The organism is Proteus sp. LHD240705 (assembly GCF_047921555.1).
Classification (GTDB): domain Bacteria; phylum Pseudomonadota; class Gammaproteobacteria; order Enterobacterales; family Enterobacteriaceae; genus Proteus.
Genome location: NZ_JBLRMI010000011.1, coordinates 74,025 through 100,893, shown reverse-complemented (window position 1 = coordinate 100,893; position 26,869 = coordinate 74,025). Strand labels below are relative to the sequence as shown.

The window sequence follows — 26,869 nt, the reverse complement described above, 5'->3', positions numbered from 1 at the left end:
GCTATTTGCTGAGCTATATTTTTTAGAGAGTTCATCAAGATTAGAATTCATTCTCTTTTCTAATGAATCAAGCGATTTTTTAAATAAATCAAATTCAGTTTGTAAAACATTTTTATATTTTACTTCTTCTTTTTTATTTTCATTATCTGCTTTTATCTTTCTCATTTCTTCTTCAATATCAAAACCAGGTTTAACTAAACCAAATAAAGATGTATTATCATAAAGTAGTTGTTTTCTTTTTTTCTCTATCTCAGCGTCCGATAATACGCCATCCATAGAAATATCAGTATTTATTTTTTCCAAGAGATTATCAAGATCATCAAAATCGATATGGCCAATAAAATTAAATTCAATATTATTTTTTATTTCTAATGAGTGATTTTCTTTTATTACCTTAATACCTTTTATATCTTTTAATAATTTTTCTATTGCATTTAATGATTGATAAACTTGTTCTTTCTCTTTATAACTTATTAAATGCCCCCCTAATTTTCTAATGTAACTCCCATCATTTTGACATTCAAATAAAAGTTTAGTGTAAAAAAATGATTTCTCTCCTAATTTTTCATGATAACTTTTTTTAACATTCACCAATACTTTTTTAAGTTCAATATAATTAATTGCAATACACCCATCTTTCTTACCCGCTTTGGTATATTGGGTAATGGATGTTATTGCTGCTCTTAAGTCCCTTACATAATCCATATAATTGGAAAAAACATCCTTTAGAATATCTAAATAATCATTTTTACCTACAACGATTGATTGCTTAACTTCATAAAAAAAATCACTTAATGAATCAGTAGGATAACCATGATTTGGACGTATATCTTTTATAATGGGTTCTAATTTTTTTATAGAGCTTAAACATTGATTATGAAAAATAATATTTTTATCATATTGTGCAGAGAGAGAAACATATATTTCCCTCTCTGTTTTTCCTTTTAAATTATTACAATCAATCCAGTTATCAAGATCAAAATCTTTTTTTTCTCGCCTTATATTTATTAATAACTCTTTCATATCATCTAAAACATGTTTTTCATTTTTAGATGTAGAAACAATATCATTATCTGAAGAATAGATTTTCGAATGACTTGCTATATTAGACATCCCTGAATCAATAGCTTTAGCCATAAATTATCCTCTTACATTCGAACCAATTGCAGAAGCAGCATCCTGCTGCGCATGAATAATTGCTTCAATGGCTTGTAACAATGCTTTTATCACTTCCGTTACTTCGCGTTGCATCTCATTATTATTATTAATGACATGATTATTAATACTTCCTCTTGCTTCTAATACTTTCTGTTTACCATCCAATACAATTCCTTGAGATTGCAAAGTTTGGTCTGCTACTCTAGCCAAAGGATCCGCAGTTGAAGTCACTAAGTTACCGGTGATCATCGTTGGGTTAGAATGACCAATAAGATCTTTACCCATACCTTTAATAGAAACAAAAGCCCCCATACCATGTATTGCCATTGAAATACCCGCACTCGTAATTGCGGCACCAATCATAATATTGGCTTTTTTATTAAGATTATCTTTTATTTGATCAGCGATATTTAACTCAATATTCATCAGCATCACACCCATTTCTCTAGATGCTTCGAACTTTTTAATCATTGCTTCTAAATACTTAACAATCAAATTGATTAATTTCATCATATCCGAAGATACAAAATTAAACATACCTAAACTTTCTGTTTTTATATGATCATAAATATCATTATCGTTATCAACTTCGAGTGATTTTAATATCTTTTTTATATCCGGTGTTTTTACTTCTGGTTCAGTTAGAATTGGCTTTGATATGCTTTTTGCTTTTTCTAAAATACTATTTAATCTATTATCAATATCTTTACTTAAACTCTCTAAATTTTCTTTAGTTAGTTTACTATCATTAATAAAATCTTTATTTCCACTGACTTCATTAAGTTCAGACTTATAGTTATTAAATAAATTATCATTACTTACTTTCATATTCATATTAACTCCTTAATAAAAATAAATTTTATTAAATAGATATATTTCTGATCATATCTGATTTAGTTCGATTACTTATAGAAGATTTTTCACTCATATTTTTTAAAATTTCAGTGATGGTATCGATATTCTCATGATAACTTTCCATTATCTTATCCATTAGCTTTTGAATAAGATTTAATATGGCATCTAATTTTTTACTATCAGCGACAGATTGCATAATTTTTGCAGAAAGAACACTACTATAAATATTAACTGCATTTGTTGCTGTTGCATTGGCTAACTTAGAAATAACTACGGTTCTGTTTAACATAACACCTGCTTTCTGACTGAACTCTTTAGCAAGTAGTTTATTAATTTTCTTCATGGCTTCTTCAAGTGCTTGAACAATGATTTCTTTAATCATTTTTCCCATCATAAGTTCAAGTGCTTCATTGAAGACTCTTTTCAACATATCTCTGACTTGTTGATTAACAATTTTCTTGGCTACATTGGTTATACCATTTACAGCTGGACCAACAACAAAACTTAATGCAATTGCGGCAATAAATAAAACCGCGGTAATTAAAGCCTTAAGTCCCATTTTTAATTTATCTTGTATTGAGTTTTTTATATCCTCAATGATTTTTTTATCTATACCTAATTTCTTTAATGCATCTAAAGAGCCATAAATCATATCCGCTAGAAAATCGACCACCTTATCTAAAGCCTCCATCAAAGCTTCAGTAAGAGGTTGCATTAATTCATCCATAAACGATGTGCCATGTATCGCTTGATACACTTCATCTGCAATAGTTAATGCAGCATCGGCGACCATTAATACAACTGCAACCGCCATTAAAGCCATGGAAGCGCCTGCCGTAAAAATAGAAGCAACACCCGCAACGATGGCTAATAATCCAGCTAACAGCTTCAAACCAATACCTGCCCAAAATTGGATTTCTTCTTGCTTTTTTATTTGAGCTTTTTGATCGTCAATTTTTTCTTTAAGTGATTTTTCCGTCACTTCTTGCATTTCCTCAAAGAGCGCTTGTTCATTTTCAGAACGTTGCAACATTACTTTGAGTGTTAATTCACGTGTTTTCGCTAATAAGAAAGTTAATAATGCCATTCCTGATAAGGAGTCTGACATTATTTCAAGTTCTAATGCACTTTGAGTAGATGTAAGGACTCTATAGGTTTCTCTGATTTCATCTAAATTTGTTTTTATTGATGTATTTTCTTTTTTATTTATTAAGGCTTTTAATTCGTCCTTATGTGAAGTGATCTGATTAATTCTATCTTCACTAATAGAAACATTAGGCATATATTTAAAAGCATTATCAAAAAAATCAGATAACGTACTGTATAATTTATCTAAATCATCTAACGATAATTTAGAAATATCATCTGGTAAATTCAAAAATGGAAATGCTTTTTTAAGTGAATTTTCCATATCACTTTTAGATTTAATATTTCCTGATAATAAATCTTCAATTAATGACCTAGGAATATTATTATTTTTTAAGAATTTTTCGACTTCAGCTTCTGTTTTGAATTTATTCGATTTAATTTGACTATTAATTTCCATCCAATAATCAACATAAGCATCTTTACTATTCTTTATAGTATCTAGAACAGAGTTAAATTTTTCTTTTAAGCCATCAATGCCTTGAGACAATTTATTTAGCTTATCTATATAATAATCAAGCTTATCTGGATCTTTAATTTTATCTAAAACATTCTGATGAATGACATTCTGATAAGAGAGTTGTAAAAATAAAAAATCATAATCTTTCGTCGATTTTTTATTCTCTGATTGGCTTGGTGCTGAGAATGCTAAAGAGGATTTTTGATTTTGAGATATATCTAGTTTGTTACCTTTTTCTTGGCTATAAGCAGCCTTGTCATTTTCTTTTTTATTTTGTTGAGAAAAAACATTGATTTTATACTGCACATCATTTTGAACATTAATTCTTTGATTATTTTTCTTCTGCTCAATAGGTGCTCTAAGAGCAGGTGCAGAAATTTTATTTTCTTTATCTTTAATTTGTGAAGATACAACATGCTCATTTACAGTATTAATTCTTTGAGCTTGCTGTGTCGTATTTATAGTGACATTTTCTACCTCCTTAGAAGGTAGAGGTGTAGAAAATATAATTTTATCATTAACCTTATTAATATCATTCATACTGTTCTTCCTTATCTGCATTAAGAACAACAAGAGGAATATCTTTTAATGATTCTAAATAAACATTGGCTCTTTCTTTGATAGATTGATCGTTAATCTTTTCTGAAACTTGATTAAAACAATATTTTGCTTTTTCTTTTTCACCAAGCGATAAATTACATTGCCCAGCATAGAAGACAGGTCGATAATCATTTTTCGCATTGAGATAAGCTAAAGCATAAAGATCAATTGCCGCTTGATACTGTTTTTTCAATTGTTTAACAGCAGCAAGCCCCATAATGTAATCAACATTATAAAAATCGTAGAGACACAAAAATTTGAAAATTGCTTCGGCCTCATCCAGTTTTCCTTTCTGGTAAAAGTCATAAGCAAATGAATAGATTCCTTCCATAAATCCTTCTGGGATAGCGCCTTCGTCCTTGAGTGATGTCCCGTTCTGAACAATAGAAACAATGTAGTTTGCTAATTGATCAAGTTCATTTTCTGACATTTTTTTATATACTGACATGATGTTAATCCTTTCATCGATGATGAATAATTAATAATGAAATTCTAATTTAATCATTAATTAATTACTTTAATAAAACACACGCCTATATTTATAAAAATAAATACATTATTTTTATAATTAAAATATATATGCGCTAGGTTGATTTATTACTAATTTATATAGTCCATTTCTTCTCTTAATAATCCTTCAATTTCTATTTTCTTAAGCCAAATAAGAATATCCATAACATCTAATAAATCTTGATCTATCATTACATCAAATAAATGATATTTATGATAAATTTTTCTCGCCAGTTCAGGATAACGAACAACTGGTGTTCCTACTTTTTTAGCATAAGCTTTCACCGCCAATGCTTTATCATTAATACAGCTCAATGAAACTAAAGGCATAATGCCATTATCAGGATCAAAATAGATACCAACAGCCACATGGGTTGGATTGACAATAACAGCAGATGAATCTCGAATTACTTTTTTCATCGGTTCATCAAGCAATTCTTGATGAAACTGTCGACGAGTTGATTTTATTTCTGGATCGCCTTCCATATTTTTATATTCTTGCTTAACTTCATGTTTTTCCATCATCATATCTTTCATAAAGATAAAGAAATCAGCAATAATATTTAAAATAAGAATAGGTATTGAAAGAATAAAAAATATAAATACAAAATTAACGACGAGTGAACACCATTTATCAACAACAACATTTAAATCAGAGCGGTATAATATAAATATTTCCTTACCATGTAAAATAATAAAAACATAACAAGTAATTAAAAATATAACTATAAATAATAATGTTTTTAATAAATCTTTTATTGTTCTTATACTAAATATTTTTTTAAATCCTGAAATTGGATTGATATGATTAAGATCAATCTTAATAGCTTCAGTTGCAAGTTTAAAACGCGAATTAAATAAAGAAGGAATAGCACCAGATAAAAAAGCAACAACAAGTATCGGCAAAACAATATCAAAGAATAGTTTTGATATCACATCGACGTAACTCTTTAATGTAATATTTGTTGGATGAAGTAAAAGAGATTGATAAAAACGACTAAATTCACCTAAATCAACTTGATGAAATAAATACATAACACCGATAAGATAAACAAGTCCTGACGTTAACTCTTTACTCTTAAAACTTTGCCCTTTTTTTGCAGAGTCATCGAGTTTTTTCTGAGTGGGTTTTTCTGTTTTTTCAGCCATGATAAATACTCATAAAGATCGTATAAAAGTATCTATTATTAAAAAATGCATAAAGTTCTGTGGTCATCGCCGAAGTAAAGAAAAGAAGTAATGATATAAAGGCAATAATTCCTTTTATACATAATGACAGTGAAAATGCATTTAGTTGAGGACAAAATAGAGAATAAACACCCAGTGCAACTTCACTTAAAAACATAATAATCAGTACGGGTGAGACTAAAACAAGCGCAGTATGAATCATACTATTAAGCCAGTGCCCAATAAAAGAATAACCAATTTCTTTGTTAAAATAACCAATGGGAAATACATCATAGCTATCTTTTATCGTAGTCATCAATAAGGTTAGGCCACCTGTCGATAAAAAATAGGCAGCGCAAAATAAACCCGTTAATGAAGCGAATTCAGAAGACTCAATTCCCGTAGTTGGGTTAATAGTATCCCCAATACTCGCCCCTCGTTGGTTATCCACAAACTCGCCAAATGCAGACGCGATCCAAAATGGAGTAGCAAAAAGAAGCCCTATTAAAACGCCAAGAAGTAATTCACTTAATAATATAATTTCCCATATATTTCTTACTTCATCTGTAATAATAATGCTGGGTCTAATTCCCATAGCAATATAAAAAATAATAATATATTTTAATAATTGACTATTAAGAACTCGACTATTTAAAAAAGGAATAAAAAGAAAGATAGGAAATAATCTTGCAACAAGTAAAAAAAGATCGATTAAATAAGTCTGTATATACCCTAGCAGTATTAACATATTATTTATCCTGCAAATCCTAACGTCATCATCTCTTTTGCATACACTAATATTTTATCGCCCATCCAACCCATAGTGACTAATAAGCAAACAAAAACACCAACAAGTTTTACACCAAAAGGTAATGTTTGTTCTTGGATTTGTGTAATGGTCTGTAATAAGCCAATCGCCAATCCAATAAATGTCGCAATGGCAATAGGTCCCGCTGAAAGTAATATCACTAAATAAACGGCTTTATTAGCCGCATAAACCATATCCATTACCTTACCGCCATGAGTTCAAGATATTGATTAATTAGTCCTTTAGCTAAGAGAGTCCAACCATCCATAGCGATAAATAAAATTAATTTTAACGGCACTGATAATGTGACTGGGCTCATCATCATCATCCCCAGCGCTAATAAAATACAAGAAACAACTAAATCAATAACAATAAAAGGTAGATAAAGATAAAAACCAATAATAAAAGCAGACTTTATTTCACTTAATGCATATGCGGGAAGCAGTGATAACAACGATTTTTCTATATTTTCTTTCTCGCCATAGCTATCAGGTCGGTTTCCTTGTGCTTGTTCAAAAAAATCTAATAACTCAGGATCAGAATATTTGTATAAATATTGTTTATATTCCCCTAATGCATCGTCAGAAAATCGCTCAAAAGAATCAGGAGAAGTTATATCAACCGGGTTTTCAATAAGATAATGATAGGTATTTTTTGCTATTGGTGTCATAACAAACAAAGCCATCATTAATGCAATCGCATTGAGTACCATATTAGAAGGCACTTGCTGAACACCTAAAGCATTACGAGTCATCACAAGTACGATAGAGAATTTTAAGTAGCAGGTTCCGGCAGCAATAATAAAAGGAGCTAATGTTGCTAGTGCTAACGTTAAAATGAGCGTCGTTGAGCTTTCCATATATTTAATCTTGCTGTAAATGGGAACGTTGAATTTCTACAGCTAATCGCTCACCCACTTTAATTAATTCCCCTTGAGCAATAGCAACACCATTAACAACTAATGTAATCTGTCGTGAAGCATTATCAGGTAATATAATTTGTTGTCCTGGGGCTAGTTTTTCAATTTCTTCAATAGATAATACTTTACTTGCGAGTAAAAAAGACAAGGTGATGGGAATAGTACCAATTGATTTTAAATCCTCATTTTCTTGTGTCGCTGTATTTGTATCAATATCTTCAATTAATGCTTCTTCCTCTACCTCATTGGCTAGTAACTCTTCATCTAAAACCACCGTGTTTTCTCCTTCTTGCCATTGATAACGCATCCATTTTTTTTCACCAATAATAAGTGAAGAATCAATGCTATCAATCAACACAATATCCCCCAAAGAAAGGGTTTTTAATAACGAAACGGTCATTTTGCTATTACCAAGCTGGAATTGAGCAATAGCATTTATTTTATTTTTTGAAGATAACATCCATTCATAATGCCCCTCAAAAGAGCAAATAAATACATCTCCTATTGAGGTATTTACAACGGGATAGTTAACTTCTTTTTGCTCTCCTAAACAGATATTTTCTACCGCTACTGACATCTCTTCTTTCGAAAAAGGAAACAATAATTGTGAACATTTCTGTGAGAATAGAACGCGAAGATAAGCTTCTGGAACCTGCTCCCAATCTATTTTTTTTTCAGAATACAGGCTATCCATGACTTGGTTAACGGCAATAAGCCCTGTAAATGAACCTAATGTATTTTTACCTTTTATTTTAAAATAATAAGCAGAAGTGATCGGCAATTGAGCTTCATATAAAGAAGATAGAATATTCATTGAATCGCTATTTTGATCTTGAGTAATACTTTCTTTAACATCTGATAAGATCATTTTTCATCTTCTTTATCATTGGAAGGATCAATTGCATTAATCTGCCAATGAGAATTATCATTTTCTAATGAAAGCGCTAATCGTCCTTGATATTGATTAAAATTGTCTAAAGAGGACTGATAAACGCGTCCAGTAGAAGCAATCAATTCGATCTTTTTATTGATATCAAAATTAACTTTCATCTGATGAAGCTCACTTCCCCATTTTTTAAAAACATAAGTAATACTAGGAGGTTGAGTCATCTTTGATACTTCTTTATAAAGAAGACTTAAAGCGGGTATATCAAGCAGTTTTTTATCAATTAAGGGTTCTTGTATTTTCTGTTGATATTCTGGCTTTATATTATTAAATATAGATATATTACTAACTTCTTCTTTTACTTTTTTTTCATCCAATTTATCTATATTCGAATTTCGTTTTTCAGTATTAAATGAAAGACTATTTTTCTCTATTTCATTACTCTTTGAATGACTATTTTTATGGGCTGAATGATCTAATTTTTCTATTAGGTCATTTTGAATACCCAATGTATTCTCTTTTATTTTAAATGCAGTATTATCTTTAGAAAAAGAGCGTTCTTCCCCATAGGAATACTGTTTATTCTCTGTATTGTTCTCTATGTTGTTTTCTACTTGTTTTTCATTGTTCTTGATAAATTTATGAGTTTTAATTTTATTATCTATTTCTTCTACATTATGATTAATAACTTTATTTTTCTCTACACTTTTTACTTTCTGATTGACGACTTTCCTTTCATCAAGCAAACCTGCCCCATTAATATCTAATTTATTTTCCTTTTTGCCATCAGAAGCACCAACACTTATGTCTTTACTTGATTTAAGATCATTCGTAACTTTTAAATTACTCTCTACCGTTATCTTATGAGAAACAGGTATTTTTTTACTTTCATGATTAGATAGTGATTTTTTTTCTATTTTCACTTGCTTTGCATGAACGCAAATTTGTGAATATATTTTCCTTTGTGTTAATAATAGTCCTTCTAAATTTAAAAAATCGGTTTCATCCTTTTTATCCTTTTCGTCTTTAGTTTTTGTTTTATTGGAATTTATTTTTAGATGACTTTTTAGGTCAATATCATCCTTATGATTTAGATGATAAAAGTCATCTAGTTTTTGTTTTATCTTACTGACATTTTCAGAAGAAACACTCTCATTATCAGTCATTGATAATTCTAAATCAGTAGAAGAAAGTGATGATTTTTTAGAAAAAACAGACTTATTTTCACTAATTCTTTCATTTGATAAATTTGTATTTAAGATAACATTATCTGTCTTTATTAATATCATACAATACCATCTCCTGTATTTCGTTCTGTTCTAATCTTTCAATATATAACTCTTTTTTTAATGCTTTTCTTTCAAGATAAAGCTTCATTTTCTTTTGTTTTTTGATCACCACTTCCCTTTCTTTTTGTAACTTTAGACTTCCTTTTTTTAATTTATCTAATTGATACTCTATTTCCTTAATTTGAGTAATGGAAATATTCAATGACGCTAAGACAATAGCTTGTTTACGTTTTTGTTGATTTAACGAAAGCGTTGAATAATGCCCCACTCTTTCATACATAGGGATTTCATTTTCTAGCGCAGAAGCTAATCGCATTTGTTCTTTTTTCTTATCTTCAGCCTCTTTTATTAACTGTTGATGCTTTTGTTGCTCTCTTTCTATTCTTTGCTGGCGCTTAGCAATAGCATTCATCAATACCTGTTGATTAAGAGGTAAGCGCATAAAGTTGGTTCAAAGTTTGTTGAAAATCGGCTTTTTCTTTGAAGGATTGAACAAGAAACGCCTCTATTGCTGATTGTTTATTTACAGCAAGATCGTTTAATTCATTTTCACCTACACGATATTCACCCACCTCTTGTAATAATTTAATATCCTGTAAACGCATCAATATTTGTCTTATTTTCAATGCTGCTTTTTGTTGCTCAACATGGGTTATTTGCTGAAAAATACGGCTCACACTGCCTAAAATATCAATCGCAGGATAATGACCCGAAGCGGCAATTTTTCGTGAAAGATAGATATGTCCATCTAAAATAGAACGAATTTCTTCTCCTATGGCATCTGGTTCATCATCACTTTCAAGCAAGACAGTGTAAAATGCCGTGATTGAACCTTTTTCAGTCACTCCAGGTCTTTCTAGGATCGCGGGTAATTTATCAAAGACAGAAGCAGGATAACCTTTACGAACAGGAAGTTCGCCAGCCGTAAGAGCGACATCCCTTAAAGCTCGACAATAACGTGTCATTGAGTCAATAAATAATACGACATTCTTGCCTTGTTCTCGGAAGTATTCAGCAACTGTGGTGGCAACTAATGCTGCGTTACAACGCTCTATTGCGGGTTGATCTGAAGTTGAGCAAATTAATACTGTTTTTTCGCATCGTTTATCTGCTTTTAATTCCTCGACAAACTCTGTGATTTCACGCCCTCTTTCACCAATTAACCCGATAACAAAAACATCGGCTTGAGAAAAACGGATAAACATATTCATAAGCATTGTTTTACCCGTTCCTGCACTGGCAAAAATTCCCATTCGTTGCCCTAATCCACAACTTAATAATCCATCAACTGCACGAACACCTGATTCAAAAATTGTAGTGATAGGCCGTCTTTCACTAAATAAGGGAGGATGACCATCAATAGGTAAATATGAATAGAAGTTTTCTTCTTCCATTTTTTTATTACTAAAGCGTAATAAATAGTTACCTTTAATATCAATCATACTCCCTAAAACATTAGGGCTTAAAGCGACTGAAAAAGCATTTCCCGTCGGTACTACGATTATTTGCAAAGAATAACCTTGCGAACTTCCCATCATACTTAAAATCGTAATACCATTACGGAAACCAATCACTATCGCTTCACCAATAATTTGACCATTAATGATGGGATCTTTTAATAGACAAATTTCTCCAATAAATACATCACGTAGCATGACTTCAAGAATATTACCTTGTATTCGCATAGGATGAGCCGCGTGATGAAATATTGAAAATGTGTTATTCATTTTTTACCCAATAAACTGTTGATGAACGCTATTCATCATTTGGAAATATTCATCAATCGCTTTCGCCATTGATTCACCATTTTGTAAAGCAATGGGCATAAATGAGGCACGTAGTTCTAATTCAGATTCTACTTTCACTAAAGCAGGCTGCCCCGGATAAAAACTCTCCATTTGATTATTAATACTGGTTAATAATAATGATGTACTGCATTGTGATAATAAGTTTTCATCATATTCACCAAGCACAGACCAGATCATAGGAACCTCATCAACAACCAATAAATTAATATCAGGCATATCGCCTAAACTAATTGTTATTGTTGAATGATTATCAACAGATTTTCCCTCTGAGAATAAATCATTGCGTCCAATTACATTCATGGCATCCATAATTAAACTTGCTAGATCAAAAGACATAATCTCTCCTAAATAGATTGTAAAACGTTAATTTCAATATCAGATGTAATTTCATCATAAGACAATACAGATAACTGTGGATATTGTGTTTCTATTAGTTTTTTAACAAATCGCCTTATATCTATTGCTGTTAAAAACACATAATCTTGAATATATTTAATCTCATCAATAGCAGTAGATATTTTTTCTATTATCATATCAAGCTCCGCAGGTTCTAAATTTAAAAATGTTCCCGAAGAACTTTGCCTTATTCCACTACGAATAATCTCTTCTACATTATGAGATAAAATAATCACATTAAATTTTCCATCTTTTGAAAAAAAGTGGCTAATATAACGTGAAAGCAGTGATCGGATATGTTCAGTTAAAAGTACAGGGTCCTTTTCTCTACTTCCCCATTGTACTAAACCTCCTATTATTGTTTTTATATTTCTAATAGGAATTTTTTCTTGTACTAGGCGTTGTAAAACATCATTAATTCGTTGAATAGAGACTTGTCTATAACACTCTTTCAAAAGTTCAGGTGAATTTTCCTCTATTTTATCAAGAATATTTTTTGTCTCTTGTATTCCAAGAAATTCAACAATATTCAATGTAATCAAGTTGGAAAATTTTCTATAAAAATAGATTTCTGGCAATTCTACTTTATAACCTAACGATGTTAATTTATCTGTATCATTCTTATTAATCCAATAATGGATAACATCATTATCCTTAATCTCTATCATTTTAAAATCTAAAGAAAAAAGTTCATCATTAGGATTTTCAACATAAACAAAGGGGAAAGGACAATCAAATTCATCCGCTTTAACTTCGTTTATTAAGATAATAATTTTATTTTCATCAATTTTATCCGAATAATGAATAACAATATCGGGAAGCAACACACCGTATTGTAAAATAAATTCTTTTTTCAACCATTTTTCAAAAACTAGTTTTGAAAGATACGCTTTCTTTTTAGCGGAAACCGTAATAATTAAAGGTAATGTTTCTGCTTGAGATAAGGTAATATTCTCAGTTAATAAACTATTTTCATCGTCTGATTCATTTTTATTTGAAAATAGATTTGAAATAATGCCTTTTTTACTATCAGGATCTGAAGCATCATCTTCATTTTTTTCATCCCCACTTTCTGTAGAGGCTTCTTTTTTCTTACTTTTCCATTGTTTTTTAAAGAAATAGCCTCCTAATATTACCGATAAAATAAGAAAAACAGGGGTTGGAAAACCAGGTAAAAAACCAATAACAAAGGCAAGGATTGCAGTTACTAACAACGCAAAATCTTGAGCTAACAATTCATTCATTATGCTAAAACCAAGATTATTATTTTCACCACCAACGCGCGTAACAATAAAACCCGCACTGATAGAAATCAGCAATGCAGGAATTTGAGCAACAAGCCCATCACCAATGGTCAAAAGTGTATAAGTATGTAACGCTTGTGAAATTGAGAGATCCATTTGCGCCATACCGACAGAAATTCCCCCAATTAAGTTAACAAAAATAATGACAATGCCCGCAATTGCATCGCCTTTAATAAATTTCATTGCACCATCGAAGGAGCCATATAATTGACTTTCTTGACCTAATTCTTTTCTTCTTATTTTCACTTCTTCATTAGTAATGATCCCAGATTTTAAATCAGCATCAATACTCATTTGTTTTCCGGGCATACCATCCAAAGAAAAACGCGCCGCAACTTCTGCAACACGTTCAGAACCTTTAGTAATTACCAAAAATTGCACAATAGTCACAATTGAGAAAACAACAAAACCTACCACTAAATTTTCACCAATAACAAACTCACCAAATGAAGTAATAATTTCACCAGCATCCGCATCCAATAAGATTAATCGACTTGTACTAATAGAAAGAGCAAGACGAAAAAGTGTCGTAATCAGTAATAATGCTGGAAAGGTCATGAAGTTCAATATTCGAGTAATATAAAATGAACTCATAAAAATAAGAAGAGAAATAGTAATATTCAATCCAATAAGGAAATCCACAATATATGTTGGCAAAGGTATAATTAACATCATAATAACCAAAATCATAACCGATAATACGATTAGTTCTGGTCTATTTTTTATTGCCAATAGGAATCTATAAATCATAGAAATTATCCATAAATTATTTTTTGTTTATTTTCTTTGTTGATATTGTTCTAATCGAAGGTAATTATCTATAAGTTTTTGTATGATTATTTGGCATTCATCTCTAAATTCATAAGATAAATATAATGACTCTGGATAGTTATTAAATATCGTTTTTATTCCTTGTAATAATTTCATTTTTATATTAACTAAATAATCTATCCATTTATTTTCTAAAAGAGATATTAAATATTTTTCCATTTCTTCTGGAAATGTCATTCCATGAAAAACCAATTGATACAGCTCTTTATCTGTTATTGTATTTTTTAAATCTTGTTTTTCTAGTTTTTCTATATTGATTTCGATAAAGCTACATAAAGTCCGTAACTTATTAACACGGTCTAGAAAATAACCAAACTCTGAACTTTGAGAACAACTGGGCATTAATGATTGCATATCACAAATCAAGCTTTGTGTTAAAAAACTCAAAATAATTGTGCATTGTTTAATGTCATACTCTTCTACCCACATCTTAAAAAAATAAATAGGTTCAAAATCAAGGTTAATAAAACTACGATAAAGATCTCTTAATGTCTGAGCATTGAGAGAAAGCAACTTTGCAAATGTTTTAGTCTGAAGCGCAATATTAATACCAGCTCTAATTTGCTTTCCATTCTCCCCTTCAAGTAAACGGTTTATCTCATTCTCAATACCTGCATCTAATTGTGCACCTAACTTTTTTTTTCTAAGTAATTCTCGTAAAACCATCACGAGATCACTTTCATCAGGGAACATTTTACGTAAATAACTGAGCAATTCTTGCAAACTTCGCCCTGATTTTCTAAATAACATCATGACTTTATCGAGTTTCTTATCAGCCCCCTCTTCTGCAATATATAATGTGCTTTGCCCTCTATTTGCTTTTTTATCTAATGACTGACCAAAGCGTTGAGAAAACAGTGTTGCAACCATAGACATATCATCAGATATCTCGATTAATTGATTTTGATAGTTTTGACTTTCATTTATTTTTGGTTGTTTATATTCTGTTTCTTGTTGGCTTTTTTTACCAATACTGTTGTTTGCTAAATTTGTGGAAGTAGAGGTATTAATTGGCCCGATCATAGTGCTACCTCATAAAGGCTTGAAGTTGTTTTAATGCTTGAGATGTTTTTTTATCAATCGGTTGAAATGGATTTTCAATTAAAGATCCAAAATCTTCAGTATCCGAATTTTCTAATAATCGAGGTTGCAACATAAAAATACGGATCATTTTTTTGTTATTCTCAGATTGATAACTAAATGCTCGGCCAATTAAAGGAATAGTGCTTAAAAAAGGAACGCTATTCTCAGCTTTCACATTATCTTCGCGTGTATATCCACCAATTAATAAACTTCCACCTTCAGAAACACGGGCAACAGTACTAATGTTTGTACGGTTTATAACCGGTAATTTTTCAACACTTTCATCATCACCATTCTCATCTTTTTTCTCAGCACCATCTTCAAGATTAATGATCATCTCAATATCTTTATTCAAATTACCAATGCGAGGTAATACACTGATCATCGTACCAAACGTTGTTGATTCTAATGAAGCAACGCGTTCGCCTTTTATTTGTGTATAAAAAGTGGTGTTGTTATCAAAAATAGCAGGTGTATTTTCTTGAGTTAATAAAATAGGACGAGACACCATTTGTGCTTCACCATCTTCACTCAATGCTTTGATTTTTCCTAAGAAACTCAAACCAGATGCTGCACTTAAACTTGCCGTATTAAAAAAGAAAGTACCTTTACTCGAGCCATAACTCGCCTGCCAATTAACCCCTAAACTATCGGCTTTATTTTTAGAAATATCGATTATCCATAGTGACAGTTCAACTTGCCTTTTCGGTTTATCTAATTGAGTAATCAGCGAACCAATCAGCGCTAAGCCTTCTCGGCTCGTTTTAACTAAAAGACTATTTGAGCCCGGTAAAGGGACTAATTCGACATTGTATTGTCCCATTTTGGTCATAATAGGAGCATTAGCTTCTTGAATGCTATTTATCGTTTCATCATCTTGCTGTGCATTGTCATTTTCTATATTACGGCTAGGCTCTATTGCTGTTCTTTTGATTCCCTCAGAAGACATAAATAGTTGCTGTAAAACAGAAGTGATACCAGGTAAAACAATTTTTTCATCACGTAAAGTGTAAGCTCGGTCTTGTACAAAAGTGTTTTTTAATGGAAATATTTGTACAAACTCATCACCATAACGAGAACTTCCCGTTGGTACTTGATTATTTATATTTTCATTAATTTGCTCTTGCACATCATTATCTAAAAATTCAGCCGCCGCTTTAACCAACCGAATATAGACAGGGGGCCCAGAAATATAAAAAGTGCGTTGATCACGACCTGCTCGCAGTGGATAACGAGGATCATATAATCCCACATCTTGTAAATATTCTTTTAGCTCGATTAAACCTATATTTTGTACCTGAAATAGCTCTTGCAGGATCTCACTGTTCTCATAAATATAAATTGATTTTCCATCATTAAAATAGAGTAATGACAAGCGTTTTATCATCAATTCAAATGCTTCTTCTGGTGAGGAAATATCAAAATTTCCAGTTACTCTTTCCTTTTTTACCGCATTACTCAGAATAAAAGGTTTATTTAGTTTATCTGATAACACAAGAAAGAATTGTTCTACTCGAGTATCAACCGCAATAAAAACATCAGGTTTTTTCACCTGATGTGTATAAATAACTTTTCCTTGCGCAGCTTGAGTTTGAAAAGACAAACTGCAGCAAAGTGCTAGCCCAATAGCACAATAAATCTTATTTTTTATTTTCATAAAGATGCTGACCAATTCGGCGAAATTCTGTTGGCGTAATACCAAATAATGTCTTAATTTCATTAGAGAAATGAGACGCTGAACTAAACCCATTATCGACTGCAATTTGTGTCAATGATTCATCGGTTGATAGCGTGGTTAAAATTGAAGATGCTGCACGCCATGAACGCAATTGACTTTTTCCACAATTACCTAAATAACGTTTACATAGTCGTCTAAAATGTGTACCTGATACTCCATATCGCTTTCCGATTTGTGCAATATTATTTTTCTTCTCATCTAAATAGCTAATGAGATGCAAAATAAGCCAATAACTTTCACTGTGTCTTATCGTGACAAATAAAGGCTCTAATTGACTTTCTGTTTTTATTGCTTCATTTATTAATACGTATTCTAGAGATTTATTAGTATCTTCTATATAAAAAATCTGTTGATTAATATCAAATTCAGATCCTATTGCTGTCATTTTTGAAAAATCACGAGCATAATCAATAAACGCCAATAACCTCGCACAAATAAAAAATGAACATTTCTCAATTTTCCATGACTGATTTTCAGATTGAAAAATAACATCTTCATTTTTGGCATTATAAATAAAAGCCTTTCCTTTTATAATTTTAGTCGTTTTTTCATCATATATTTTTACTGGGAAATCATTATTTAAAGGAATGCAAAAGAACAATGAATTCCCCAGCAATATATTTTTATCGCCACTTATTTTTATATCATTTATTAACATAGCAAATACCTCGACTTATACTTATCGTAAATTTAAAAAATTAAAGATAATAAACTTTTAGCTAACTCATTTTTATGGTTTTACTTTATATAATCTTACAATAATATCACCTATTATTAACTATAAAGATGAATAACAAATTTTTTCTGTTTATTATTTAAAAAAAGTGATAGTAAAATATCAATACCACTATCAAATAAAAAACATGTGCTTTTTTTTAAAAGAATTTTTATGCTCGTTTGGCTAAACTATATTTATATTATGAATTAATAACAATTTATCATTAGGCTAAATCCATGCTTTATTATATTTACATCCTCAGTGGCCCATTAAAAGGAACAATCATTCCTCTACCACCCAATCGCTATTCATTATTCTTATATAATAAAGAATACATTGAAAATAAAGAAGAAAATGATAAAACCATACTTTATATCCCTTGTGATAAACAGGAAGATGAGAAAAAGCTCGCTATTATACTTGATGAAGATAATAGTGAAAATAATAAATATAGAATTGAAATTAGCTTAATACAAAAAGAAATCGATAAAGAATATTCGTTGAAAGTCGATAGTCCAATATATAGCAATGATACGCCTATCTTTTTTATTAGTGATAAAAATGATTTATCTTTCGCATCATTTGATTTTAAAAAAAAGAAAAAAACAGGCATCATAAATAAAAAAATCTTTTATTATTAATATTAATAACACTATTCTTTATAGCATTAGTTTTTTATATAAAGAGACCGACAGAAGAAAAAATTATTCCAACTTTATCAAAAAGTTTAAATTTTAAAGGATATCAAGGAAAAAATGGATATTATTGCATTTATGATAATTTATACCCGACGTCAAAAATAGAAAATACATTAGAAAATAAAATTATCTATCTGGAAAAAATAAAAAACTTATCTACCGGTAATAATCATCAAAAAATACATATAATTTTTAAAGATAAATTCAAACCTATTGTTAGTTTTTTTTATCATAATGAAACTGAAAAATTAAAAATAATCAATAATATCAATTCTGATTTTTCAAAAAATTGCCAGCCAACCATTAAAGGAATATCAATACCCAACATTATTAATGATATAAATGAATTTGAGCTAACTAAAACAATAGGTTATACCATTGAAGAAAAAAATAACGGATTAACCTTTATTTTTGATGATGCATTAAATATCAGTAACAAAGAAAAACTGGATACTTATATCAAAAAACAAACGGCTATTTTTGGCAGAAAATTTATTTTTTACCGTGAAAATATAAGCAATCCTATGTTGAAAAATAAAGCAACATTACAAGAAGATCATGGATATATCTTTCTTGATAACCAACATCGTTATTTTCCTCAAGGATAATAACGATATTTATAACCGATAATTTAGAATCAATCTTAGAGGAATACTATTATGCCAGCTTATTCTGTTGCCGATGATGTCAGCACTATTAACCAAGTTGATAGTTATTTTCAAGAGCCTGTACAAAAACAAAGTGAGGCATTAAAAATTGCATTAAATGCATTAAAAACAGATACATCAAATGCTGCGGCCTTAGCCGATTACCAAGCAAAGCTTGCTGAATATAATATTACGCGTAATGCAGAATCAACGTCGATTAAAGTTGTGAAAGATTTGGCAATGAGCATTATCGGGAATATGCGTTAGTTTTTATTTAATGGAGGCTGTATATGGCGATTACCCCAGTTGTTCCTGTTCATTTGGCTACATTACCAAACGATAAAAGCACAAGTGATGATAATTTATCCTCAATAATGGTAAACAGCATCACAAGTGGTTTTCAATATGAAAAACAGATCCAAGAAAAGCTAACAACATTAAGCCAATTAAGTGATGTTCAAAGTTACACACAACTACAAACAACACTTAATGACTATACAATTACAATGAATTTAGCGAGCACGTTAGCCAGAAAATCACTGAATATTGTTGAAACATTACTCAAGGCACAATAGTAATGAAAATGCGATATTTGTTTTTGGCATTATTATGTTGCCTGTTTCCATTATTAAGTGGCTGTAAAGATCAATCTCTACTCACTAATTTGGATCAAAGACAGGCAACGGAAATTCAAGCTGTTTTACAAAAACACCAAATAACCAGTACTCGTAAAGCATTAGGAAAAGGGTTATTTGATGTTTCGGTCAAAAAAGAAGATATGGGAATTGCTATTCAGATCTTAGAAGAATATCAATTACCCACACTCTCCCGTATTGAGGTTACTCAATTATTTCCATCAGACGCATTGGTATCGTCGCCTCAAGCAGAAAAAGCCCGTTTAATTTCAGCTATTGAGCAGCGATTAGAACAATCATTACTTACAATTGACCATGTTATTGATGCTAGGGTACATGTGAGTTATCCAATATCCCCCACAGAACGTGTTATTCCAACACCTCATTCTTCAGCTTTAGTTTTTTATGAAGAGGGTATGCTAGATAATGACCAATTAAGCGAAGATGTTCGTGCTTTCATTCATAATGCTTTTAGCGATATGGATGAGAATAATATTACCGTTTTGCTATATCCACGAAATATCAATAAATTCACGTTAATAAACAACCAATTACATCAAGATGATCCTAATTCATCTTTTAGCTCTTGGTTATTCCCCTGCTTATTATTAGTGATTATTGCCGCTGTCATTGTGATTGCATTAGTAATGTATCGACGTAAAAAAATACAGAAGATAGAGAGTGATAATGAATCTAACTCCTGAACAATTTGAAACGATATCTAAGGTAATGTATGAACCCCTTAGTTATATTCATGCTAATTATTCTGTATTAGCCTCAAAAGAAGAAAGTGCGATATGGCAAAAATTAGCCAATCGCCAATTAATTCAACGATATCAACTTATTAATCAACTAGATTGTGACATTGATATTATCGTAGAAAAGATTTTTACCCATTGGGCATTACTTCCTCGTTGTGCTTTATTCTTAGGCTATTTTTATTCTCGAGAAACACTTTTATTATCGGGAAATTACTATCGTTTAGATCCACCATTAAAAGCATTCTTATCTCTTTATCCTGTTTTAAACGGAAATAAAAATAGTGTGCTTTCACTTAAAGTGAGTGATCCAATTAGTGTTGGTTATCAATTACTGCTTGATTTTATTCAGTCAATTTCAACCGCACTGGCTCAACGTTTTACATTGCTTTTTGCACCACAATCATCACTGGTTGAACTTCCTCAGTCACTCTTTTTATCCCGTTCACTTTTTCTTTTGGTATTAGATTATGCTGCGCTCGCTGTCTAAAGATCTTTTAACATACACTCGTGAAGGTGTATTAATACGGGCTCGCTATGTTCGACAGCTTGATAATATTTATAAAGCTGGATTAGCGGCCAAACACGCGACAAAAAAAATGCTCCGAGATTTTAATGATAAATTAGATGCGCATAATAAGGAGATAGCAAACCAAGCTTATAGTAAAGGATTACAAGCATTATTAGGGGATATATTAAAATTCTCAATTCAATATCAAGAGCAACTGGCACACTATGAATTTCAACAAAGAGAGCAAATAACCGCAACTATTGCTCAATTTTTTGACTCACCAGAAATACAAGTTGAACTCACACGTCGTTTAATTTCAGCAACACCTTCAGAGAAAAAAATTACGCTAGATATTCCTGCAACGCTACGTCCATATCTTGAGAAAGAACTCAATAATATCAATATTGAATTGGTATCTCATGACAACAAGGTCATTGCTATTCATGCTGGTGATCAAGTGACTTTTTTTGATCCTGCACTGTTACTCAATGATTTAAAAGCACAATTTCACCAACCTTTTTCTGAATCTTATCAAGCAACATTTACTCAAGAAATTAAAGAGGCTCTGCTGAAATTTATTAATACGTTTGATATATCGGATGATATGCATCCTCAAATAGAAACATCCAGTGGGGGCAATAATGAAGATTGATGCTTTGAAAACACAGACTTTATATGAACCACAGCCTCATTTTCCTGCATCAAAAAGTATCGTAAATAAGGAATTAGATCCTTTAATGGCGACACTAAATCCTACTTTTTACCAAAATTTAAAAACGGCCAACGTGAATACAGTCAAAGATATCTTAGCGTTATTAAATCAATTTGATGTTAAAAATGAAGGCAATCAAACCTTAAAAGAAAAACGTCAAGTTGCGCTATTAATGTATGCTCGCCAAGAAAGTGAATTAGAAAATAGTGATAATAAAGAGGTCATTAATCAGGCGTTAATTTCACTTCTTTCTTACCAAGGTTTTTATCACCAATTTACACTCGACTTATTAGGAATGAACGATAACCAAGACGATTATGATAGCTTCTTTAAACCTGATAGCGCTTCGTTTTCATTTTAACGTTAATTATAGGATCTGAGCTCCTGCACCTTTCTCACCTAAAATGTCATCTGGATTACGTAATGGGCAATCACTTAGCGATAAACAACCACAGCCAATACAGTGATCAAGTCCGTTACGTAGTCGCTTAAGGCGGTGAATTCTTTCATCTAATCGCACTTTCCAATCCGTTGATATTTCGTGCCATTGTTCTGCGGTCAATTTACTATTTGGTGGATATTTTCCTAGTATTTCCTGAATTTCTTTTAGTGGAATACCTGTACTCTGCGCCGCTTTGATAATTGCCACATAACGCAATACAACTGGAGGGTAACGGCGTTGATTACCTGCGCTTCGATAGCTTTCTATCAATCCTTTTTCTTCATAAAAATGTAACGTTGAAATTGCAACACCACTTCGTTTTGCTACCTCACCAACAGTAAGTGCTCTATTGAAATCTATTTTTTCTTTTTTCATTTTTAACTTTTCCTCTTGACCTCAACTTAACTTGAGGTTTTATAGTCCTCTCCTCAAATTAAGTCAAGCCAGTGGAATACTGACTTCTATGTTTAAGATCGTTGAGAAATGATTTATAGCAACGGCAAATAACCGTTATTTCAAAGCACTGTGGCAACAATTCAATCAATAAAAATAGAAAAATGCTCATCATGGGATAGGCAATAATATGAATAAAAAACTCACTTTTACCGTCTGTGCCTCGCTTTTTTTGCTCAGTGCAGGTGCGATAGTCTACGCGACAACTTCATCAAATGATGAGGAAACGCAGCAATTTGCTTACCCTCCAACAAAAGTGGCATTAGCAACCGTACAATCATCAAAATTACCCAACAATATGCAAGGGGTTGGAGAATTAGAAGCTGCGCGCCAAGTTTATTTAGCTGCTGAAACCAATGGTCGAATTGCTGTGATTAATTTTGAGTCGGGGCAAACTGTTAAAGCGGGTCAAGTTTTAGCGAAATTAAATGATGAACCTGAACAAGCTGAGTTATTACGTTTACAAGCGCAATTAACCAACGCAGAAAAACTCTATTCTCGAACCAGACAGCTTTATAGTAAAAATATGGTGGCAACAGCGCAATTAGATAGCACGTTATCAGAACGCGATATGATTGTGGCCTCCATTCGTGAAGTGAAAGCGCGGATTGCACAAAAAGCAATTAAAGCGCCCTTTGACGGCATTGTTGGAATAAAACTTGTCCATGAAGGGCAATATCTTAATGCGGGTGAACGTGTTGCCTCACTCGTTGATGCAAGCCATTTAAAGCTCAATTTCTCCCTTGATGAACAAGCTGCACCGAAAATTTCAACCAAACAGCCAATCAATATCGAAGTCGATGCTTACCCAGATATTATTTTTACGGGTTCAATAAATGCGATTGATCCTCTTATTGGCCCTTCTCGTACAGTGCAAATACAGGCTGTTTTACCGAATACTGACAATAAATTAAAAGCGGGCATGTTTGCTCGTGTTCAAGTTACTTATCCTGATAGTCCTATGGTATTAACCGTACCAGAAACGGCAGTCACTTATACTGCTTATGGAGATACCGTGTTTGTAGCGCAATCTGACAATCAAAAAAACCTTATCGCTAAGCGTGTCTCTGTGAAAGTTGGATTGCGCTACAACGGCATGATTGAAATAAAAGAGGGTTTAGCCCTTGGAGATCAAATTGTTTCATCAGGCCAAATTAAATTAAGTGATGGGATAGCAATTGAACCCATTGAGCAAGATACATTGGCGTTGGCTCAATCAGCAACAACAAAACCATAACGGGAGCTAATAATGAAATTTACCGATATTTTTGTTCGGCGCCCTGTTTTGGCGTTAGTTGTTAGCACGCTGATTTTTTTACTGGGCGCATTTGCGTTCAGTAAATTGCCCATTCGCCAATATCCGATGTTGCAAAATTCAACGATCACGATAGCAACGGATTATCCCGGCGCTTCATCTGAATTAATGCAAGGATTTGTGACACAACCGATCACACAAGCCGTTTCCTCTGTTGAGGGCGTGGATTATATTTCATCTTCTTCGGTACAAGGGAAAAGCTTAGTCACGGTGAGAATGGAGCTAAACCGTGACCCTACTCAAGCTTTAACGCAAGTGATGGCAAAGGTGAATCAAGTGCGCTATAAGCTACCTGAGCAAGCTTATGATCCCGTTATCGAGCTTTCATCTGGTGAATCAACAGCCGTTGCATATGTTGGTTTTTCTAGTGAACAGCTCTCTATTCCTGAACTAACCGACTATCTTTCTCGTGTTGTTGAACCCATCTTTTCATCTATTAATGGTGTGGCTAAAGTTCAAGTATTTGGCGGTCAACAACTGGCAATGCGCTTATGGTTAGATGCTGATCGACTAGCAGGACGCAATTTAACAGCCAGCGATGTGGCAGAGGCTGTTCGTCGTAATAACTATCAAGCCGCTGCGGGTAAAGTCGAGGGTGAGTTTGTGATTGCCAACGTTTATGTCAATACTGATCTCACTAATGTCGAAGAATTTAAAGATATGGTGATTAGTAATGATGGCAATAGTCTGGTGCGTTTACGTGATATTGGCACAGTGGAGCTTGGTGCGGCGGCCACCGAAACCAGTGGTATTATGAATGGCAAAAAAGCGGTATTTTTAGGTCTATTTCCCACACCAACAGGCAACCCTCTCGTTATTGTTGATGGTATTCGTGAAAATCTCGCTGATATTGAAAAAACCTTACCTCCAAGTGTTGAAGTGGAGCTTGCTTTTGAAACTTCACGTTTTATCAAAGCCTCTATTGACCAAGTAGTACAAACATTAATTGAAGCAATTTTAATTGTTATTGCTGTTATTTATCTCTGTTTGGGCTCATTTCGCTCTGTTCTTATTCCTGTACTTGCCATTCCGTTATCTATGCTGGGTGCAGCAGGATTAATGCTTGCCTTTGGCTTTAGCATTAACTTACTGACTTTATTGGCAATGGTTTTAGCCATTGGGTTAGTCGTGGATGATGCGATAGTGGTTGTTGAAAATGTGCATCGCCATATTGAAGAAGGACTATCACCGGTTCAAGCGGCGCTAGTGGGTGCAAGAGAAGTTGCAGGCCCTGTTATTGCAATGACCATTACATTAGCCGCAGTTTATGCGCCTATTGGTTTAATGGCAGGTTTAACTGGCGCACTATTTAAAGAATTTGCGATAACACTGGCAGGTAGTGTGATTGTATCCGGTATTGTGGCATTAACCTTATCACCCGTGATGAGCTCATTAATGTTAAAACCAAAAGAAAATGAAGGCAAAATGGCAAAAATTGCCGAGTATGTCTTTGATAAATTGGCTCATTATTATGGTTACGTACTCAATTTTTCTTTAGCTAACCGCTGGTTAACCCTCGTTTTCGCCTTAGCCGTATTTGTCAGCTTGCCGTTTTTATATAGCCAGACAAAACAAGAATTAGCGCCTTCAGAAGATCAGGCGAGCGTCTTAACCGCCGTAAAAGCACCACAACATGCAAATTTAGCCTATGCAGAACGTTTTAATCAGAAGCTTGATGAAATTTATATGAGTCTGCCTGAAACAGATAGCACATGGATAATTAATGGCACAGATGGCCCTTCGGCAAGCTTTGGTGGGATCAACTTTGATGGTTGGGATTTACGTGACCGCAATGCAGATCAAATCCAAGCTGACTTGCAAAACCGCGTAAGTCATATTGAAGGAACCAGTATTTTTGCTTTCCAATTAGCTTCTTTGCCCGGTTCGGTGGGGGGATTACCTGTGCAAATGGTATTACGCAGCCCATTAGGTTATCCCGTTTTATTTGAAACAATGGAACAAATCAAACAACAAGCCAGAGAAAGCGGTCTGTTTGTCGTGGTAGATAGCGATTTAGATTACAACAACCCTGTCGTTCAAGTTGCAATAGATAGAGCAAAAGCCAATAGTTTAGGTATTCGTATGCAGGATATTGGTGAATCACTGTCTCTGTTAGTCGGTGAACATTATATCAACCGCTTTGGTATGGATGGTCGATCTTATGATGTGATCCCGCAAAGTGTACGTCACCAACGTTTAACGCCAGCAGCACTTGCTGGGCACTATATTCGTACTCAAGATAATGTGTTAATTCCATTATCGACAGTGGTAAATATTACGACACAAGTTGAGCCTAATAAGCTCACGCAATTTAATCAACAAAATGCAGCAATTTTCCAAGCGATCCCCGCACCGGGTATCACAATGGGGCAAGCAGTCGCCTTTTTAGAAAACGTAGCAGATTCATTACCTGCGGGCTTTAGCCATGACTGGCAATCTGATTCTCGCCAATTTACCCAAGAAGGAAATACCTTAGTCTTTGCTTTTATTGTGGCGCTTATCATTATCTATTTAGTGTTAGCCGCACAGTATGAAAGCTTGGTTGATCCATTGATTATTTTGATTACGGTTCCGTTATCGATTTGTGGTGCATTAGTGCCATTAGCTTTAGGTATGGTGACATTAAATATCTACACTCAAATTGGTTTAGTCACCCTGATTGGGCTTATCAGTAAGCACGGTATTTTAATGGTGGAATTTGCTAATGAATTGCAAGTTCATAAAAACCTAAACCGACGTGATGCGATTATTGAAGCAGCAAAAATCCGCTTACGCCCTGTGTTAATGACCACGGCGGCAATGGTGATTGGACTTATCCCACTGTTATTCGCTAGTGGTGCTGGGGCAAATAGCCGCTATGGATTAGGACTAATTATCGTCTCAGGAATGTTAGTTGGCACATTGTTTACCTTGTTTGTATTGCCAACAATGTACAGCTTTTTAGCGCGAAACCATCAAATCAGCGCCCAAACAGAACGTCAAAAACAGTTACAGCAAGTGAGTGAGTTGTAAATCTCAATAA

The 26,869-nt window shown here is 32.7% G+C and carries 27 protein-coding genes; 9 read left to right on the top strand and 18 right to left on the bottom strand.

What is annotated here, in order from left to right; genetic code table 11:
* From ACNART_RS16745 to ACNART_RS16665, 17 genes are all read right to left on the bottom strand, one after another.
* Positions 1–1,137: hypothetical protein (locus ACNART_RS16745; protein WP_416303652.1), on the bottom strand; the 1,137-nt coding region annotated here is incomplete at its 3' end.
* 3 nt (positions 1,138–1,140) lie between these two features.
* A complete protein-coding gene (locus ACNART_RS16740) occupies positions 1,141–1,992 on the bottom strand; it encodes a type III secretion protein (RefSeq protein WP_416303651.1) in 852 nt (283 codons plus the stop codon).
* A 28-nt stretch (positions 1,993–2,020) separates the two neighbouring features.
* The gene (sctE, locus tag ACNART_RS16735; RefSeq protein WP_368927893.1) at positions 2,021–4,159 is read right to left on the bottom strand and encodes a type III secretion system translocon subunit SctE; all 2,139 of its coding nucleotides are present in this window, start codon (positions 4,157–4,159) and stop codon (positions 2,021–2,023) included.
* The gene (sicA, locus tag ACNART_RS16730) at positions 4,152–4,667 is read right to left on the bottom strand and encodes a type III secretion system translocator chaperone SicA (protein WP_198620572.1); all 516 of its coding nucleotides are present in this window, start codon (positions 4,665–4,667) and stop codon (positions 4,152–4,154) included. Before sicA ends, sctE begins: the two co-directional genes overlap by 8 nt.
* A gap of 152 nt (positions 4,668–4,819) precedes the next feature.
* A complete protein-coding gene (locus tag ACNART_RS16725) occupies positions 4,820–5,878 on the bottom strand; it encodes an EscU/YscU/HrcU family type III secretion system export apparatus switch protein (RefSeq protein ID WP_198626474.1) in 1,059 nt (352 codons plus the stop codon).
* Positions 5,871–6,644, bottom strand: a complete 774-nt coding sequence (gene sctT / locus ACNART_RS16720) for a type III secretion system export apparatus subunit SctT (RefSeq protein ID WP_349442924.1) — start codon at positions 6,642–6,644, stop codon at positions 5,871–5,873. The genes ACNART_RS16725 and sctT overlap by 8 nt, the downstream gene beginning before the upstream one ends.
* Before the next feature lie 5 nt (positions 6,645–6,649).
* Entirely contained in the window at positions 6,650–6,904 is a 255-nt protein-coding gene (gene sctS / locus ACNART_RS16715) for a type III secretion system export apparatus subunit SctS (RefSeq protein ID WP_072069116.1), read from the bottom strand.
* Positions 6,904–7,563 (bottom strand): EscR/YscR/HrcR family type III secretion system export apparatus protein, encoded by a 660-nt coding sequence (locus ACNART_RS16710; RefSeq protein ID WP_198626475.1) that lies wholly within the window; start codon positions 7,561–7,563, stop codon positions 6,904–6,906. The genes sctS and ACNART_RS16710 overlap by 1 nt, the downstream gene beginning before the upstream one ends.
* A gap of 4 nt (positions 7,564–7,567) precedes the next feature.
* Positions 7,568–8,491, bottom strand: coding sequence for a FliM/FliN family flagellar motor switch protein (locus tag ACNART_RS16705; protein WP_368927891.1), 924 nt, complete (start codon positions 8,489–8,491; stop codon positions 7,568–7,570).
* On the bottom strand, positions 8,488–9,798 hold the full coding sequence (locus tag ACNART_RS16700; RefSeq protein ID WP_368927890.1) for a hypothetical protein: 1,311 nt from the start codon (positions 9,796–9,798) through the stop codon (positions 8,488–8,490). The genes ACNART_RS16705 and ACNART_RS16700 overlap by 4 nt, the downstream gene beginning before the upstream one ends.
* Complete coding sequence (locus ACNART_RS16695; RefSeq protein WP_198620578.1) at positions 9,776–10,240, bottom strand: type III secretion protein; 465 nt, start codon at positions 10,238–10,240, stop codon at positions 9,776–9,778. Before ACNART_RS16695 ends, ACNART_RS16700 begins: the two co-directional genes overlap by 23 nt.
* Complete coding sequence (sctN, locus tag ACNART_RS16690) at positions 10,224–11,525, bottom strand: type III secretion system ATPase SctN (protein ID WP_198620579.1); 1,302 nt, start codon at positions 11,523–11,525, stop codon at positions 10,224–10,226. The genes ACNART_RS16695 and sctN overlap by 17 nt, the downstream gene beginning before the upstream one ends.
* 3 nt (positions 11,526–11,528) lie before the next feature.
* Positions 11,529–11,942, bottom strand: coding sequence for a type III secretion protein (locus tag ACNART_RS16685; protein ID WP_196532927.1), 414 nt, complete (start codon positions 11,940–11,942; stop codon positions 11,529–11,531).
* 8 nt (positions 11,943–11,950) lie between these two features.
* A complete protein-coding gene (locus tag ACNART_RS16680) occupies positions 11,951–14,056 on the bottom strand; it encodes an EscV/YscV/HrcV family type III secretion system export apparatus protein (protein WP_198620580.1) in 2,106 nt (701 codons plus the stop codon).
* 27 nt (positions 14,057–14,083) lie between these two features.
* The gene (gene sctW, locus ACNART_RS16675; RefSeq protein WP_416303650.1) at positions 14,084–15,160 is read right to left on the bottom strand and encodes a type III secretion system gatekeeper subunit SctW; all 1,077 of its coding nucleotides are present in this window, start codon (positions 15,158–15,160) and stop codon (positions 14,084–14,086) included.
* 4 nt (positions 15,161–15,164) lie between these two features.
* Positions 15,165–16,877, bottom strand: coding sequence for a type III secretion system outer membrane ring subunit SctC (gene sctC / locus ACNART_RS16670; protein WP_198620582.1), 1,713 nt, complete (start codon positions 16,875–16,877; stop codon positions 15,165–15,167).
* Positions 16,861–17,616: a helix-turn-helix domain-containing protein gene (locus tag ACNART_RS16665; RefSeq protein ID WP_416303649.1), complete on the bottom strand. Its 756-nt coding sequence runs from the start codon at positions 17,614–17,616 to the stop codon at positions 16,861–16,863. The genes sctC and ACNART_RS16665 overlap by 17 nt, the downstream gene beginning before the upstream one ends.
* A 296-nt stretch (positions 17,617–17,912) precedes the next feature.
* On the opposite strand from ACNART_RS16665, the gene ACNART_RS16660 reads away from it, so the two are divergent.
* From ACNART_RS16660 to ACNART_RS16630, 7 genes are all read left to right on the top strand, one after another.
* Positions 17,913–18,317, top strand: coding sequence for a hypothetical protein (locus tag ACNART_RS16660; protein WP_416303648.1), 405 nt, complete (start codon positions 17,913–17,915; stop codon positions 18,315–18,317).
* 716 nt (positions 18,318–19,033) lie between these two features.
* Positions 19,034–19,288 carry a type III secretion system needle filament subunit SctF gene (sctF, locus tag ACNART_RS16655; protein ID WP_198620585.1) on the top strand — a complete coding sequence of 85 codons (255 nt, stop codon included), beginning with the start codon at positions 19,034–19,036 and terminating at the stop codon, positions 19,286–19,288.
* A gap of 23 nt (positions 19,289–19,311) precedes the next feature.
* The gene (gene sctI, locus ACNART_RS16650; protein WP_151436217.1) at positions 19,312–19,596 is read left to right on the top strand and encodes a type III secretion system inner rod subunit SctI; all 285 of its coding nucleotides are present in this window, start codon (positions 19,312–19,314) and stop codon (positions 19,594–19,596) included.
* A gap of 2 nt (positions 19,597–19,598) precedes the next feature.
* A complete protein-coding gene (sctJ, locus tag ACNART_RS16645) occupies positions 19,599–20,360 on the top strand; it encodes a type III secretion system inner membrane ring lipoprotein SctJ (RefSeq protein WP_416303647.1) in 762 nt (253 codons plus the stop codon).
* Positions 20,344–20,904 (top strand): type III secretion protein, encoded by a 561-nt coding sequence (locus ACNART_RS16640; protein ID WP_349442932.1) that lies wholly within the window; start codon positions 20,344–20,346, stop codon positions 20,902–20,904. Before sctJ ends, ACNART_RS16640 begins: the two co-directional genes overlap by 17 nt.
* Positions 20,885–21,577, top strand: a complete 693-nt coding sequence (locus ACNART_RS16635; protein WP_198626480.1) for a MoaD/ThiS family protein — start codon at positions 20,885–20,887, stop codon at positions 21,575–21,577. The genes ACNART_RS16640 and ACNART_RS16635 overlap by 20 nt, the downstream gene beginning before the upstream one ends.
* Positions 21,567–21,998, top strand: a complete 432-nt coding sequence (locus ACNART_RS16630) for a hypothetical protein (RefSeq protein WP_416303646.1) — start codon at positions 21,567–21,569, stop codon at positions 21,996–21,998. The genes ACNART_RS16635 and ACNART_RS16630 overlap by 11 nt, the downstream gene beginning before the upstream one ends.
* Positions 21,999–22,004: 6 nt before the next feature.
* On the opposite strand, the gene soxR is transcribed toward ACNART_RS16630, so the two are convergent.
* Entirely contained in the window at positions 22,005–22,454 is a 450-nt protein-coding gene (soxR, locus tag ACNART_RS16625) for a redox-sensitive transcriptional activator SoxR (RefSeq protein WP_196532938.1), read from the bottom strand.
* Positions 22,455–22,662: 208 nt separating this feature from the next.
* Here soxR and ACNART_RS16620 point away from each other — a divergent pair, with 208 nt between their 5' ends.
* A complete protein-coding gene (locus tag ACNART_RS16620) occupies positions 22,663–23,769 on the top strand; it encodes an efflux RND transporter periplasmic adaptor subunit (RefSeq protein WP_416303645.1) in 1,107 nt (368 codons plus the stop codon).
* A gap of 12 nt (positions 23,770–23,781) precedes the next feature.
* The gene (locus ACNART_RS16615) at positions 23,782–26,859 is read left to right on the top strand and encodes a MexW/MexI family multidrug efflux RND transporter permease subunit (protein WP_416303644.1); all 3,078 of its coding nucleotides are present in this window, start codon (positions 23,782–23,784) and stop codon (positions 26,857–26,859) included.
* Positions 26,860–26,869 lie beyond the last annotated feature (10 nt).